Here is a 15,032-nt window from a genome sequence, read left to right on the forward strand (position 1 = left end):
TATCTCTAACTACATCAATTCCATTGGTATTTCATCCAGATCAACAACATAAATATGAGGGGTGATGACCGACCAAGAAGAAGTTCCACACTATTCATCAAAAACTCATCTAAACCTCATGATGAAGAGAATAAGCGCATGCTATAATCAATCCATGAATTAGATTAAGTCTAAAAACAAATATAATTACGAACGGAAGGATGATCCCTTACATGGATAACCAAAAGCCTCTTACAACCAGCACTGGAGCACCGGTTGGTGACAATCAGAACTCAATGACAGCAGGACACCGCGGTCCAACCTTGATTCAGGACTATCACCTGATCGAGAAATTAGCGCATTTCAACAGAGAACGGGTTCCTGAGCGCGTGGTTCATGCCAAGGGAGCTGGAGCTCACGGTTATTTTGAAGTCACCAATGATGTATCACAGTATACGAAGGCGGCCTTTCTGTCTGAAGTTGGGAAGCGCACTCCACTGTTCATCCGCTTCTCTACTGTAGCCGGTGAACTCGGTTCCGCCGATACAGTCCGTGATCCACGAGGATTTGCGGTGAAATTCTACACCGAAGAAGGGAACTATGATCTGGTTGGTAACAACACGCCCGTATTCTTCATCCGTGATGCAATTAAATTCCCGGACTTTATTCATACACAAAAGCGTCATCCGCAAACGCATTTAAAGAATCCAAACGCCGTATGGGATTTCTGGTCCTTGTCTCCGGAATCCTTGCATCAGGTTACGATTCTCATGTCTGACCGCGGTATTCCGGCCTCCCTTCGCCATATGCATGGCTTTGGAAGTCATACATTCAAATGGGTGAACGCTGAAGGTGAGGCTGTATGGATCAAGTACCACTTCAAGACTGAGCAAGGTGTGAAGAACATGGATGTAGCCGTAGCGGCGAAGCTGGCCGGCGAACATCCAGATTATCATACGGAAGACCTGTTCAATGCGATCGACAAGGGAGACTTCCCAGCATGGAAGCTGTATGTTCAAATCATGCCGGTTCAAGATGCCGATACTTACCGTTTCGATCCGTTTGATGTCACAAAAGTATGGTCCCAAAAGGACTATCCTCTTATTGAAGTAGGTCGTATGGTTCTCGATCGGAACCCGGAGAACTATTTTGCCGAGGTGGAACAGGTTACTCTATCTCCGGGTAATTTCGTACCTGGCATTGAAGCTTCACCGGACAAAATGCTCCAAGGGCGCATTTTCGCCTACGCCGACGCCCACCGCTACCGTGTAGGTGCGAACCATAACACACTTCCAATCAACCGGCCGGTCGCCGAAGTGAACAATAATCAGCGTGACGGAGCCATGCGAGCCGATGGCAATGGAGGCTCATCGGTCTACTACGAACCTAATAGCTATGGCGGCGCAGTCGAGTCTCCTAACCACAAGCCTGCACCTTTCGCCGTATCCGGCTTTGCTGACAGCGTTCCTTATGATCACAATGATCATTACACCCAAGCGGGTGACCTGTACCGCCTCTTAAGTGAAGAAGAGCGTCTGCGTCTAGTTGCCAACATTGTGGCAGCCATGACACCAGTAGATAAGGACGAGATCAAAATCCGCCAAATTGGGCATTTCTATAAGGCAGATCCGGAATACGGAACCCGCGTCGCTGAAGGCCTGGGCCTGCCTGTCCCACAAGGCGTTTAAATAAATGATTTGAATGCAGCAACAAAGAAGCCTTCCATCAAGGGAGGCTTCTTTGTCTTGGTATCATAGAGGAGTATTCACGGCTTAACTCATTTCACGCCAGCTTCCATACTAACTTCCCGTTTATTGTTCCATAGAGGAATGAGTATCAGAGAGCCTAGAATTAACAGAATACCACTAGTCATATAGACAGTAAGCAGTGAAGTTGTCTCCTTAAAATACCCGGACACCATCATGCCGACAACCATCATCCCCATAAATACGGGAGTGATCGCGCCTCCTACCCGTCCTATAAAAGAAGCTTCTGTATTCTTTATGATCATCGTCTGAATGCCAATTTGAATACAAGGATAGAATAATCCGTTAATCACCATAAGCACCATGGTAAAGAAAATAATAGTCGAAGACCCGATCAAGGCCGAAGTAATTGCACTTACAACCAATCCGGATGCAAGCAGCGTATGCGGCCTGATTTTTTTGGCGAGAGTCATAATAAGACCTCCTCCTACTAGCATCGCAGCTCCATTGGCCATCAAGGGCCACTGCAAGAAATCTTTATGCTGCCCCAATTTCTCAGTAACGATAAACAGTCCAAGAGGCTGTGTCAAGCCTGCGGCAAGACCCACCACAGCGAAAGTCCAGCTCAATATCCGCAAAGACCGATTGGACCACATATATCGTAAGCCAGCCTTCAACTCCTCGTTAAAGTTACTTGCAGCCCCTTGGCTGCTGTGTTCAAGATCTCGTGGAAGTAAGGACAGTACAATTGAAGATCCACCGAATAAGATCCCCGTAAGTACAAGCGAAGTGACAATCCCATATCGTTGATAGATAAACGTGCCCACAATCGGTCCTAATACCATGAATACCGCAACTAAGGATTGAGACATGGCCATTACGCTTTGCAGCATCTCGCCGGGCACATGATTCTTGTACAGCTTCATAGCCGAAGGCTGTGAGAATTGAGATAACGAAGCCGAGACGAAGGTACCTGCCAATAGGACATACCAGGAACTTTGGGATAGAGCTGTTATCACTAGGCCAACAGAAATGGCGGACAGGAAGTCACACCATACCATGGTAAGCTTCGGACGCCATCTATCTGCGAACGTTCCACCAATAATGGAAAATACAAGTATGGGTGCGTACTCAACTACAGAAATGAGGGACACATATCTGGAGTCATTATGTGTCAAATCGGTTACGTAGAGCAAAATCGCGAAATTGCGTATCCAGATCCCCAGCTGTAGAAGGACACGGGATAACATGACAGTACGGACATAACGATTACGGAGCAACTGAATCATTCCTTTGCATTATTTTTGTTGATTTAATGACTTTAATCACATTCGTTTATTATACTATAGACAAATAAATAAAAAGTCTATATTAATTTTAAAACACGTTGATTAAAACCAACAAAAAAAGCTGTCCTATAAATCATCAATGATGACAAATAGGACAGCTCTTCGATCTAGTCTAGATAAACGACACAGTGCATTTTTAATGTAGTCTATTAAATTTTAACACCTAAGCCCAGTTGCCTTTACGGAAGACAGGTTCAATAGTCCCATCAGGCAGCTCACCGTCAATCTCAAGATCCGTTGATCCGATCATAAAATCCACATGGGTCAAGCTTACATTGGCCCCGCTGGCCAGAAGCTCCTCCTTGCTCAGCTTAGTGCCCCCTTCCAAATTCACCGGGTAAGAACTACCAAGCGCAAAGTGACATGAGGCATTCTCGTCGATGCCTGTATTATAGAAAATCCTTCCCATTCTAGAGATGGGGGAATCCTGGGGAACCAAAGCCATTTCTCCTAAGTAAGAGGCACCTTCATCGGTCTCCAGCAGAGAAGCCAGGTCCTCCCTCCCAGTGTCTGCATCGAATTCTACAACTTTCCCGTCTTTAAAGGTCAGCTTAATTCCGTTAATCAAACGGCCATTAAGATTGAGCGGCAGCGTACTGCTTACTGTACCATTTACCCCTGTACGCAGCGGCATGGTATAGATTTCTTCAGTTGGCATATTGGCAACAAAGTACACTCCCGAAGTGTTCTCATCCCCGCCGCCAAGCCACAGGTGCTTCTCAGGCATCTCCACACGCAGGTCCGTTCCGGGTGCTCTGTAGTGAAGGCTCTTGTAGCGCTTGTTGTTCATGCGTTCCTGACTTTGCTTCAGGTGCCTAATATGTTCTTGCCAAGCCTGAACCGGATCCTTATCTAGATCTACCCGGTTCATTTGAAATACCGCTTCCCACATGGCCTCTATTCGCCGCTCTTCTGGCAGATCAGCAAACACTTTGTCAGCCCAGGCGCGGGTAGGCGCTTTGATTAACGACCAGCTCATCCTATTATTGCGTACATAAGAAGAGTATTTCTCACGGGCGACGGCCGCAGCTCTGACCGACCTTGATACTTTGGAGGACTCGATACCCTTGAATAACTCAGGATCAGGGACCTTAATATGCAGGATGGCTCCCCCTCCTTCGGCGAGTTGTTCCATCATGTCAGCCTGCCATTTAGGGTAATAATCGAAAGATTCATCACTAGCTTTCTCATACCGAATGCGGGTAACCTGCTCATCCTCCCACTCGACCTGTACATATTTGGCCCCCGCCTCATACGCTTTAGCTACAATTAAACGGGTAAATTCCGCCGTCTCTATTGGAGCTTGTACAATAAGAACCTGACCTTGCTGTATGTTAACCCCGACCTTGACGACCAGCTCAGCATATTTCGATAACAACAATCCGAACTCTTTCATAGTAACGATACCCTCCTAAGTCATAAGCTTGTTGTCTTATGTTACCATGGCTTTAAGCCAACTACCAATTAAGAGCGCCAAGCCGACAACGCACACCAGATTAGCAGCGGAGGAGTTCATTAATTGCAAAACAATCGGCAGTTCATTGTGCGCACGAGTATCGTTCGGAGCATGTTTGGATGGCTGTAGACATAGGGTCGCCTATTTAGTTATGGTGTATTACTCTTGCTGGGATTCTTTGTTGTAACACATGACTGTTCAAGATCCAGCAGTTTGGTCTTCATTTCAAGTCCCCCGCGATAACCTGTAAGTGAGCCGTTCTTGCCAATGACACGATGACATGGGATAGAGATTAACACAGGATTTGCCCCGATGGCTGTACCGACGGCACGAACAGAAGCTGGTCTTTGAATAAGAAGTGCGATGTCTGAATAAGAACGCGTCTCACCATACGGGATTTCACAAAGTGCGTTCCATACAGCAACCTGAAAAGGAGTTCCCTTGCAATCACATGGGGCGTCAAATTGCTTTCGTTCCCCTTGCAAATATTCTCTCAGCTCTGTTACATAAGGCTGCATTGTGGCATCATCCCGGATTAATGTACTGCCGGGAAATCGGCGGCTAACCCAATCGGCCATCTCTTCATAAGGTTTATGGTCTGAACCTATATAGCAGAGGCCATTAGAGGTTGCTGCCATATATACATTCCAGTTATCATGTTCGAACCGTGCCCAGTAAATGTTCGGCTGTGCCGATGCGCTCATCAAGTTCCACCTCCAGGGGTCTTTTTTGACTCTGCCTATACTCGGCAGGGGTAGATCCGGTTATTTTCTTGAACAGTGTAATAAAATAAGGGGAACTGGGGATCCCAACCAACCCTCCAATTTCTTTGGCGGTATGCTCCGTCCCACTCAGCAGCTCCTGTGCTTTCTTAACCCGAACCCTCTGAATAAATTCAACCGGCGTTATGCCAGTTATTCGCTTGAACGTACGATGAAGATGATAAGGACTTCCGTGACACATATCCGCCAAGGTATGAAGGGAGAGTCTTTCATTGTAATGGCGACCAATGTAATCTGTGATTTGGTCTACCCAGTCTTCATCCGGCAGTGACTCACCAGTAGGCTTGCATCTTTTGCAGGGACGAAATTCAGCCCGAAGTGCCTGCTCGGCAGACCTGAAGATGCGGACATTCTTGCGATTTGGTTCTCTGGACTTGCAGGATGGCCGGCAAAAAATCCCCGTAGTCTTGACCGCATACAGGAATTGATCATCGTAAGCGCCATTATTTGTGATAATAGCCTCCCAGAATTCGTCTTTCATTGGACTCGCCCCCTCTTGCCTTACTGCTGTTGATCACTTGACCTTAGTATACTCCCAAATCAGGTTATTTGGATCTATTCATGAATAGAAAAGCAAGATTACGAAACGTCGCAGTCCTCATCATCAAATTCCCCACTTTGGTTATAGTAACAAGGAACCCTAATTAAAGGAGGAATTCAGCATGACCGAGGACCTGCATGAATTTGTAGAGAAAGTTCATGATAATCAAAAGAAGGCCGAGAAGAACAAACACCGGGCCAAAGGAAATCCCGGCTCGCAGCTTCCGAATAAGCAGCACAGCACGAACAAATAACAGGCTCACTTGAGCTACGCACACCGAATAGGGATGTCCCGCACCGTTCTAACGGCTGCCCGGACACCCCTACTTTTTAACAGCAATAATGGACTACGAGGATACTTAATTACAGTTGGCCAAGTTCAATATGCAGTGCATTCAGGATACCCAGCAATGTTAATCTCAATTCTGAATCAATCACTTCACCATCCGGACCAAGCTTGTTCCTATTCATCAAAGGAATACTGACAACCCCTCCGCTGAACATTCTTACGTCAATCATCCTTAAGGTTAGTACTAGTGACTCCAGCGCTTTCGCTCCGCCCTCCATGGAAGGTGAAGCACTTATTGCGGCAACAGGCTTATTCATCAGTTCACCGGAGGATACGATCCAGTCCAGCGCATTCTTCAGAGTCCCGGGAACGCCTGCCGCATACTCCGGCGTACATATGATAACCGCATCGGAACTGCGCAGCTGTTCTCTGAAGTGGTCCACCGCCTCGAAGGCATGCTCTGTATCCAGTTCAGGATTGAAATGGGGAAGTTCACTCAGACCGTTATAGAACCGGAACTCCATATTCATCTCCTTACCCGGTAGCAAGGTTAGTCCCTTTAGGATAGCTGTATTAATTGATCCCATCTTCAAGCTTCCCGAAATCATCAAGATTTGATAGTTATGTTGGCTCACCGAACCACTCCTCACTATTCTTTCGCTTTTCCAGTATATTCTAACATAGAGCCAACACTCAAAGCCTGGATTCACCTAACCTCAATCTTACCTTCACGTATCCTTCATCATTCTCTCTTCGTTAATTAGATGTAACACCAATACTAATTTGACGGAGGTATACAGGTATGAGTCATTATGTTCCCTATGTAGTTGAACAGACGAGCCGGGGTGAGCGGTCTTACGATATATATTCACGGCTCCTAAAGGACCGCATTGTATTCGTGGGATCTGCGATCGATGACCAGCTTGCCAATAGTATTACAGCTCAGCTGCTATTCTTGTCAGCGGAAGATCCGGACAAAGATATTTTCATGTATATTAACAGTCCAGGCGGCTCGACTACGGCTGGATTTGGCATCTATGATACGATGCAGTATATTAAGCCGGATATCCATACGATCTGTACCGGCTTTGCTGCCTCCTTCGGATCCCTGCTGCTTCTTGCCGGAACCAAGGGTAAAAGGTTCGCTCTCCCAAACAGCGAAATTATGATCCATCAGCCCCACGGGGGGGCACAAGGGCAGGCTAGTGATATTGCGATTAGCGCCAAACGAATTCTACAAATTCGCGAGAAAGTAATTCGGATTACCGCGGATCGAACCGGACAACCAGTAGATAAGGTTGAGCGGGATATGGATCGAGACTATTTCATGTCTGCCCAGGAAGCTGCTGAGTATGGCATAATTGACAAAGTTATTACTTCGATCTAAGGAGGGGTCAGAATGATGTTCAAGAGCTTGGAAGGGAAGGAAGTCACGATTCATTTCATTGATGGTTCCAGTGTCACTAACGGCAAGATTGAAGAGGTGGACGATCAGAGTGTTAGATACCGCGACGAGTTTCAGATTCTGTACATCCCCATTTCATCTATCAAGTCGGTTGCCGTAAATACAAAGGAACGGCAGCGGCCTAGGGTAGGATTCTCCCAGTAACATTGCAGGAACCCCTACAGCCCCGTCGGCCTGAGCACTTGCTTCGGCTGCCGGGGTTATTCCTATCATCGCCCTATCCGGCTTTATCTCATCCTTGAGTCCTATATATCTTAGTGATATTATGAGAAGGAATTATTTGGACAAACCCATGGAACCATAATGGGCAGATAATCACTTCAGAGGAGGATTGGAAGTGAACCGGACAGAGCTACTTAAGCATTTATCCCGGCTGTATGAAAGCCATTATCAAATGTGGCAAAAGGAATGGAACAAGCGAAATACGAACGGTTTATCGAGGAACCACGAACTCATTCTGCATCTGCTAAATGAGGAAAGCCCTCAGAATCCGTCTAAGCTTGCCGCAAGTCTGAAGATCACGACCGGAGGGGTGACCGGACTTGCAGACACCCTGGTGAAAGCTGGACTCATCCACAGAACCCGGGGAGAACAAGACCGAAGATCTGTCCATCTTGAGATAACCGATGCGGGACGAGCCATCGTCGCTGACACACGTCAACAGGGGAATACCCAGTTTTCCAGCTTTTTTGAAATGCTATCGGATGAAGAATTACTGCAGCTAACTAACTTGTACAAGAAGCTTGTTGGCGAACCATCGAATCATTAAAAGGCCCCTGATAGATTCAGGGGCCAGCGTATTGTCTACATATTATCTGTCCTATAATGGGAGCAGGCTCACCTTATCCTTCTCTCTCAACTGGTTGATCATATCAATCCAGGCCTTGGGCTTGTTCGGGATAACCGTATAGTAACGGGTCAGGAAGTCGACAACAAGCGAAGCTGGTACCTCGTCCAGGTTATCGTCAGCCGGCATGAATCCAAGATCCAGACCTTCAACCGCCTCCCCATCATTGTTCCATGACGGGTGTACATAATTAAGATCAAGCTTCTTATAACCCAAATGGGACAGTACCTCTCTACGGACATAGGGATCCATTGTCTTCACTCCACCAAATGCGTGGTCCTTCACTCGGTAAGGATCATAGATCTCAGCGAACATACCATGCAGCTCTTTGCCGTTCTCCTGACTTAATCGTGTAAGATCTTCCTGTCTCTTCTTCCATAGGAAACGTCCAATCCCCAGTCCAGGCTTCCCAACAATGGTAAAGTCCGTCATGGCAACGTTGAAATCCTTGTAATAACGATATTCTGTAGTCCCTACTACCTCTCCATCATGTATAGCGACGAATACCCGGATGTCCGGGTCCTCCAAAGGCTCTTTCCAAAGTTCATACTCCAGCACCTCTTCGTCCGGGAATACTTCCTGCATTAATTGATGCATCTTAGGAAACTGCGGGCTTGAAATAGATGTTATACGCTCATACTGCAGCTTACTCACGCTTCATTCTCCTTCCAATTCATTAGCTGTCAGGAACGGATTCTTCCATTCCATCAGTAGCCCATAATTACGGGATTGTTCGTCTTCCAGATAATCCGGAACCACTTGCACAGGCGTTCGGCCGCATCTTAGCAGGAATGAGATTACCGGATCTTGAAGTTCTCCAGCCACAACCGCTTCAGCATATTGCTCAGCGGTCATCTCGTCCTTCTTCAGGTGGTAACCGGGCATTCGCCCTCCACCGAGCAAGCGCACCAAGCGTTGGTGAACAACGGTCTCATACATGGAGAACATAAGCCATTTCCCGAGTCCGAGCTTACGGTATCTGGGACTAACACTAATGTCCACGACATAAAGTGTGTTCCCTTTCGGATTATGACTTCGGATATAACCATGATCTGTGATCTCTTCCCAGGTATGCTTGGCATGCCGGGGATCGAAATCCACGACCAGGCCGGTCATAGAGCCTGCAAGTTCTCCATTCAGCTCCACACACAGAGCCCCTTCAGGATACAAAGTAATATGGTTCCGCAGCTGCTCCTCATTCCACCAGAGTTCAGAAGGAAACGGAGGAGGAAAGCATTCTTGCTGGACCCGGATGAGACCGGCAAAATCCTCTTCCCTATAACTGCGAATGAGTGCTTTGACTGGCCGGCCCTGGTCATAGACAAAAAACTTTTTTAGGTACAACCTTTTTCCCCCTTTACCTGATTCCTTACTAAGATTTGGGATGATATTACGCCCAGTCTGGATATAAGTCCGTGCGGCGATCCTGCCAAGTCGTCACAGAGCCGCGTTCCCGAACTTCATATAGAAGCTCCAGATCAAGATCAGCAGTGACGATCATATCGTCATTAATCTCCCCCTGAACGAGAATTCCCTGTGGAGGGAAAGGTACGTCATTCGGTGTAATCACTGCTGCTTGTCCAAAGTTCCCTCTCATGAAGTCAACGGTAGGAAGAGACCCGACTGTCCCTGTGGTTACTACATACACCTGATTCTCAATGGCTCTGGCGTGACTTGTGTAACGGACTCTATGGAAGCCGTGACGGTCATCCGTGCAGGATGGACAGAAGATAACATCTGCTCCTTTAGCTTTGACCATACGAACGATTTCAGGGAATTCAATATCATAACAAGTCAGCATGGCAATGGTGCCCTTCTCAGTCTCGAATACCTGGACACCATCCCCTGCAGACATGTTCCATTCATGAACCTCGGTGGGGGTAATATGAAGCTTGGGCTGCTCCGCAATTCGCCCATCCGGATAGAACATGTGCGCTGTATTATATAATTTGCCGCCCTTTTCCGTCACATGTGTTCCGGCAATGATGTGCATTTTCGCTGCGGTCGCTAGCTTGGTGAACAGCTCGCGGTATGCTTTCGTAAAGCCAGGCAGGTCTTGGATAGGCAGCGCCTCCCCCTGCTCATTACCAATAGACAACAGCTGGGTGGTGAAGAATTCAGGGAACAGCAGAAATTCTGTGCCGAACTCTTCTGCAGTCTTCACATAGTGTTCAGCCTGCTTGGCGAATTCCTCAAAGGAATGGATTCTATGCAAATGGTATTGAACCGCGGATACTCTAAGTTTCATGGTTCCTCCTCTGAATATCGTGATCGTGATAACTCTAATTATGATTGGCGAAGGTATTCTTAACAAGTAGTGACAATCAAGTAACTAAGTGTGGTAAAGGATACTACCAGCGATTCTTCAATCAATCCAGGTACACTGGATTCATCCGTTAACAAGCAGCCTCAACACCATCGCAAATATGCATCCAATGACAACGGTCCACAGCAAATTCCGGGTCTTGACCGCTACGAGAAACGTGAGGATACCGGCAGCGAGATCCATGTGCTCACTGAGCTTGAAGCCCCCCTCGACATGGATCAGCTCTTGTCCCACCAATGCGGCCATTACCGCGATCGGAATATGGCTTAGCCACCGCAGCAGCGGCTCCGGCAGGGCAATTCGGCTTAAGAGGACCAGCGGCACAACTCTTGGGAGAAAAGTGACCACAGAGCACCCTACAATAAGTAAGAATATATTCCATCTTACCTCATCTTTCGATCACCGTCCCTACCGTTGCAGCCACAATGGTTGCTGCAATTACACCAACACTCGCCGAGATGAAGAATCCGCAGACCACTCCTACCAGAATTGCGCTAAGTCCGACGACAGCGTCGAGAACATACCGCTTTCGCTGCATGATTTGCAGCACCAATAATCCAATGAACATAGCCGGCAGCGCAAAATCGAGTCCGAATTTCTCAGGATCGGTAATCCATACCCCCAGATAGGCTCCTGCCAAATTAGCTGCGATCCAGTTCAAGTAAGCCGTCAGATTAAGCCCTTGCATCCAACTGTTATTCAGTTGATTCGATCTTGCCACCTCACTTGTAGCTACCCCAAACGTCTCATCGGTAAGCAGCACACCAATCATGGCATTCTTTACCGAGGACAGCTGCCGGAAGTAGGGAGACAGTGCGGCACTTAAGAGCAGATGGCGGAGATTGACGAAGAATACTGTCGTTATTATCCCTACTACCGAGCTCCCCGTGCTCACCATTCCGGCAAAAATAAACTGGGCGGACCCCGCGTATACAAGGACACTAAGCAAACCAATCTCCATGATGCTGAGTCCGGCCGTCTTCTCTATAATTCCCGCGGCGAATCCAATACTTAGATACCCAAGTAAAGTAGGTACACAATCTTTAACCCCTCTGATAAATTCCTCTTTATGCACGATTCTTTCTGCCCTTTCCTCTCGTGGTGTCCAAAACATTTGAATTTATATTATAACATCCGGTCCGGAATAGGACATGTCATATACATTTACAGTAAAAAAAGCTCTTGCAGCGCAAGAGCCTTATCGGCATTCACATCATATTAAGCTTGAATGACAGCCTCAATATCCTGTTCCATGTCTAGCGGATCGGTCGTAGCTTCAAATCTCTTGACGACTTCCCCTTCTTTGTTAATCAGGAACTTCGTGAAGTTCCATTTGATAGAGTCCCCAATCATATATTCAGGGTGCTTGTCGTTGATGACATCCATCAGAATTTTGGAGACAGGGTGCGAATGGTTGAAGCCCTCAAATGGCTTGCTGGAAGCCAGATAACTGAACAAAGGATGAGCGTTGTCTCCTCGGACCTCCACCTTCTGGAACATAGGGAAAGACACTCCATAATTCAGCGTGCAGAAGGTGTTAATCTGATCATTCGTTCCCGGCTCCTGGTCTGCGAACTGGTTCGACGGGAATCCCAAGATCACAAAGTCCTTCTCCTTATACCGGTCATACAAACGCTGCAGGTCCTCATACTGAAATGTAAACCCGCATTCACTGGCGGTATTCACAACCAATACAGTCTTGCCTTTATACTGTTCTAAAGAAAGTTCCTTGCCATTCATGGCTTTAGCAGAAAAGTTATATATGCTCATTAATTGTTATCTCCTTACAAAAAGTTAATCACACAGATACATACTAACTAATTGTTAGCAAAATAACCAGTAAAATTATTGAAGTTCGGGAATTAATGCTGCTCTTTGGCTCAAGAAGAGGCTTTTGGTCTTCTGCCCAGAACATACTTGGGCTGACCTCAATAGGATGTTCTGAAGTGACAATACTTAAGGAGGCCAATTACGAATGCCGAAGAAGAAACCCATTTTAAAAAGAACATTATCTTCAAGACAGACGCAAAGACACGTCCATGAATTTGAGGGCAGCACGAAACTTGCTGAAACAGGCGCGGATCGACATAACCATCGATTCGCAGGGATTACAGGTCAGGCAATCCGTTCAGGGAACAGTCATGTCCATGAAATTGACTTCACCAAAACAGATTTCCTCAATCATTTCCATAATCTTAGAAAGATTAGAACCGGTCCCGCAATTCCCGTCGGAAACGGCAAACACATTCATTTTGTCACAGGGCAGACTACATTAAATGATGGGCATGTGCACCAGTTTAATTTCGCAACATTAATTGATGCACCTCTTGTATAATAAAATGTAACTTGTTCCAGACAGCATAAATGTCTGTAATCTATCATATTCGCAGATAACAAAAGAACACCGAGTGGGCGTATGCCCACTCGGTGTTCTTTGTTGTCCTCTCCGCTCAGCCCTTTGTTCCAGCCGTGATGTTCATCCCTTCAATAAAGTACTTCTGGAAGAAGAAGAACAACAACACTACAGGCAGCAGCACGATGACCGAACCCGCCATCAGATAATGCCACTGCGTTGACTCTGTGCCTTTGAAGGATTGAAGTCCGATCTGCAGATTGAATAAAGATTCTGAATTAATATAAATCAGAGGTCCGGTAAAGTCATTCCAGGCGCCCTGGAAAGTCATGATCGCTATCGTTGCAATGACCGGCATGGATAGTGGAAGCATGAGCTGCCACCAGATTCGATAATGGCTGGCGCCATCTACCTTCCCGGCCTCAATTAACTCATTAGGAATAGTCAGGAAGAATTGACGAATCAGGAAAATCTGAAAGGCACTACCGAAGAAGCCAGGCACGGTCAGCGGATAGTACGTATTGATCCATGATAATTTTGAGAACAGAATATATTGCGGAATCAAGGTGACGAAGCTTGGTATCATCATCGTCCCGAGCATCACCGAGAAGAGCAGTTTTTTGCCGGGAAATCTGATCTTGGCGAAGCCATAAGCTACGAACGTATTCGAGAGCACATGCGAGAACACGCCAACTCCCGCCAGCAGCAGAGTATTCAGGGTGTATCTGGCGAAGTTCCCCTTCTCCCACGCATGCTGATAGTTCTCGAAGTGGATCACCTTGGGGAACAAGGTTGGCGGGTACGACATGATCTCCTGCATGGACTTCAAAGATGTGGAGAGCATCCAGAACAGTGGGGTCAGCAGAAGCAGGCCCAGACCGATCATGACAGTATACAATAGCACAGCCGCCCATTTGCTTCTCACCCTTCTATGCGTGACACTTAGCTTCTTCCGGCGGGATTGCTCTCCAGCAGCCAATAGACTCATCAGCGCTCTCCCCCTTCATAATGCACCCAGAATCTGGACAGAGTCAGATTGATGAGGGTAAGGACAAGTACAATCAGGAACAGGAACCAGGCCATGGCCATGGCATAACCCATATCGAACACTTTAAATGCTTTAAGGAACATATGCAGATTATAGAAGAGCAGTGAATTCATAGGTGCCCCCGGGTCGTTGTTATACCCCATCAAATACCCTTCCTGGAAGATCTGGAATCCTCCTATCATTCCCGTCACAATCTCGAAGAAAATGACCGGAGTAATCATGGGAAGTGTAACGTGCCAGAACCTGCGAAGCTTTCCTGCCCCGTCCAGCTCAGCTGCCTCATATAATTGCCGGGGTACGGACTGCAGGCTTGCCAGATACATAAGCATCATCCCCCCGGCTCCCCAGATCTTCATCAGGATTACGGCGTTCTTGGTCCAAGCAGGATCTGTTAACCAGGCCGGACCGTCGATGCCCACCCAGCTCAGTATGAGATTAACCAGCCCCGCACTTGGCGAGAGAAGCATCATCCACAGTACGTACACTCCCACCCCGGAGAGAATCGAGGGCAGGTAGAAGACCGTACGGAATAATCGGATGCCCGGGGCTCTCCGGTTCAGAATAACAGCCAGCAATAATCCCCCTGCCGTCTGAAGCGGGACACTAACCGCCACGAAATAGAGCGTATTCCTAAGCGACTTCCAGAAGAGAGGATCGTGATTGAACATCGTGTCATAGTTCCGTATGCCGATCCAGTCCATTCTGGAGGTAATATCATAGTTTGTGAAGCTTGCGTACAGCGAGAACAACAGGGGACCCGCCGTGAATAGCAGAAATCCAACAATCCAGGGGCTAGCAAAAATATAACCCTGCAATGACTCCCTGCGGCTGAGAGAGCTTCCATGAGAACCTGCAGCTGTGCGTGCCATGATTCCTACCTTCTTTCTTAACA

At 47.2% G+C, this 15,032-nt stretch carries 19 protein-coding genes; 6 read left to right on the forward strand and 13 right to left on the reverse strand.

The window, feature by feature from the left end:
- The first annotated feature begins 212 nt into the window (after positions 1–212).
- The gene (katA, locus tag ACRRNK_RS12135; RefSeq protein WP_433943013.1) at positions 213–1,667 is read left to right on the forward strand and encodes a catalase KatA; all 1,455 of its coding nucleotides are present in this window, start codon (positions 213–215) and stop codon (positions 1,665–1,667) included.
- Between the two features lie 89 nt (positions 1,668–1,756).
- Here the strand turns inward: katA and ACRRNK_RS12140 are convergent, their stop codons facing one another.
- The 4 genes from ACRRNK_RS12140 to ACRRNK_RS12155 all read right to left on the reverse strand — a co-directional run bounded on the left by ACRRNK_RS12140 (position 1,757) and on the right by ACRRNK_RS12155 (position 5,753).
- Positions 1,757–2,965, reverse strand: coding sequence for an MFS transporter (locus tag ACRRNK_RS12140; RefSeq protein WP_433946877.1), 1,209 nt, complete (start codon positions 2,963–2,965; stop codon positions 1,757–1,759).
- 232 nt (positions 2,966–3,197) lie between these two features.
- A complete protein-coding gene (locus ACRRNK_RS12145; RefSeq protein ID WP_433943014.1) occupies positions 3,198–4,430 on the reverse strand; it encodes an aminopeptidase in 1,233 nt (410 codons plus the stop codon).
- 209 nt (positions 4,431–4,639) lie between these two features.
- A complete protein-coding gene (locus ACRRNK_RS12150) occupies positions 4,640–5,194 on the reverse strand; it encodes a methylated-DNA--[protein]-cysteine S-methyltransferase (RefSeq protein ID WP_433943015.1) in 555 nt (184 codons plus the stop codon).
- Entirely contained in the window at positions 5,145–5,753 is a 609-nt protein-coding gene (locus tag ACRRNK_RS12155; protein WP_433943016.1) for a bifunctional transcriptional activator/DNA repair enzyme AdaA, read from the reverse strand. Before ACRRNK_RS12155 ends, ACRRNK_RS12150 begins: the two co-directional genes overlap by 50 nt.
- A gap of 181 nt (positions 5,754–5,934) precedes the next feature.
- Between ACRRNK_RS12155 and ACRRNK_RS12160 the strand changes: the two genes are divergently transcribed.
- The gene (locus tag ACRRNK_RS12160; RefSeq protein WP_433943017.1) at positions 5,935–6,066 is read left to right on the forward strand and encodes a DUF4023 family protein; all 132 of its coding nucleotides are present in this window, start codon (positions 5,935–5,937) and stop codon (positions 6,064–6,066) included.
- A 109-nt stretch (positions 6,067–6,175) separates the two neighbouring features.
- On the opposite strand, the gene ACRRNK_RS12165 is transcribed toward ACRRNK_RS12160, so the two are convergent.
- Positions 6,176–6,736, reverse strand: a complete 561-nt coding sequence (locus ACRRNK_RS12165; protein WP_433943018.1) for an NADPH-dependent FMN reductase — start codon at positions 6,734–6,736, stop codon at positions 6,176–6,178.
- Between the two features lie 167 nt (positions 6,737–6,903).
- Between ACRRNK_RS12165 and clpP the strand changes: the two genes are divergently transcribed.
- The 3 genes from clpP (at position 6,904) to ACRRNK_RS12180 (ending at position 8,335) form a co-directional block, all read left to right on the forward strand.
- Entirely contained in the window at positions 6,904–7,488 is a 585-nt protein-coding gene (gene clpP / locus ACRRNK_RS12170; RefSeq protein WP_433943019.1) for an ATP-dependent Clp endopeptidase proteolytic subunit ClpP, read from the forward strand.
- Positions 7,489–7,500: 12 nt separating this feature from the next.
- Positions 7,501–7,710 carry a hypothetical protein gene (locus ACRRNK_RS12175; protein ID WP_433943020.1) on the forward strand — a complete coding sequence of 70 codons (210 nt, stop codon included), beginning with the start codon at positions 7,501–7,503 and terminating at the stop codon, positions 7,708–7,710.
- A 193-nt stretch (positions 7,711–7,903) separates the two neighbouring features.
- On the forward strand, positions 7,904–8,335 hold the full coding sequence (locus ACRRNK_RS12180) for a MarR family winged helix-turn-helix transcriptional regulator (protein WP_433943021.1): 432 nt from the start codon (positions 7,904–7,906) through the stop codon (positions 8,333–8,335).
- 51 nt (positions 8,336–8,386) lie between these two features.
- Here ACRRNK_RS12180 and ACRRNK_RS12185 read toward each other — a convergent pair whose 3' ends face one another.
- From ACRRNK_RS12185 to ACRRNK_RS12210, 6 genes are all read right to left on the reverse strand, one after another.
- On the reverse strand, positions 8,387–9,058 hold the full coding sequence (locus ACRRNK_RS12185; RefSeq protein WP_433946878.1) for a GNAT family N-acetyltransferase: 672 nt from the start codon (positions 9,056–9,058) through the stop codon (positions 8,387–8,389).
- Between the two features lie 12 nt (positions 9,059–9,070).
- Positions 9,071–9,757 carry a GNAT family N-acetyltransferase gene (locus tag ACRRNK_RS12190; protein WP_433943022.1) on the reverse strand — a complete coding sequence of 229 codons (687 nt, stop codon included), beginning with the start codon at positions 9,755–9,757 and terminating at the stop codon, positions 9,071–9,073.
- 46 nt (positions 9,758–9,803) lie between these two features.
- Positions 9,804–10,661 carry a carbon-nitrogen hydrolase family protein gene (locus tag ACRRNK_RS12195; RefSeq protein ID WP_433943023.1) on the reverse strand — a complete coding sequence of 286 codons (858 nt, stop codon included), beginning with the start codon at positions 10,659–10,661 and terminating at the stop codon, positions 9,804–9,806.
- 141 nt (positions 10,662–10,802) lie between these two features.
- The gene (locus ACRRNK_RS12200) at positions 10,803–11,114 is read right to left on the reverse strand and encodes an AzlD domain-containing protein (protein ID WP_433946879.1); all 312 of its coding nucleotides are present in this window, start codon (positions 11,112–11,114) and stop codon (positions 10,803–10,805) included.
- A 13-nt stretch (positions 11,115–11,127) separates the two neighbouring features.
- Positions 11,128–11,853: an AzlC family ABC transporter permease gene (locus ACRRNK_RS12205; RefSeq protein ID WP_433943024.1), complete on the reverse strand. Its 726-nt coding sequence runs from the start codon at positions 11,851–11,853 to the stop codon at positions 11,128–11,130.
- 104 nt (positions 11,854–11,957) lie between these two features.
- On the reverse strand, positions 11,958–12,509 hold the full coding sequence (locus ACRRNK_RS12210; protein ID WP_433943025.1) for a glutathione peroxidase: 552 nt from the start codon (positions 12,507–12,509) through the stop codon (positions 11,958–11,960).
- 205 nt (positions 12,510–12,714) lie between these two features.
- On the opposite strand from ACRRNK_RS12210, the gene ACRRNK_RS12215 reads away from it, so the two are divergent.
- Entirely contained in the window at positions 12,715–13,074 is a 360-nt protein-coding gene (locus ACRRNK_RS12215) for a YmaF family protein (RefSeq protein ID WP_433943026.1), read from the forward strand.
- A gap of 115 nt (positions 13,075–13,189) precedes the next feature.
- Here ACRRNK_RS12215 and ACRRNK_RS12220 read toward each other — a convergent pair whose 3' ends face one another.
- On the reverse strand, positions 13,190–14,080 hold the full coding sequence (locus tag ACRRNK_RS12220) for a carbohydrate ABC transporter permease (protein WP_433943027.1): 891 nt from the start codon (positions 14,078–14,080) through the stop codon (positions 13,190–13,192).
- Positions 14,080–15,009 (reverse strand): carbohydrate ABC transporter permease, encoded by a 930-nt coding sequence (locus tag ACRRNK_RS12225; protein ID WP_433943028.1) that lies wholly within the window; start codon positions 15,007–15,009, stop codon positions 14,080–14,082. Before ACRRNK_RS12225 ends, ACRRNK_RS12220 begins: the two co-directional genes overlap by 1 nt.
- Positions 15,010–15,032: the final 23 nt, after the last annotated feature.

It is taken from the genome of Paenibacillus sp. SN-8-1 (assembly GCF_050995535.1).
Classification (GTDB): Bacteria; Bacillota; Bacilli; order Paenibacillales; family Paenibacillaceae; genus Fontibacillus.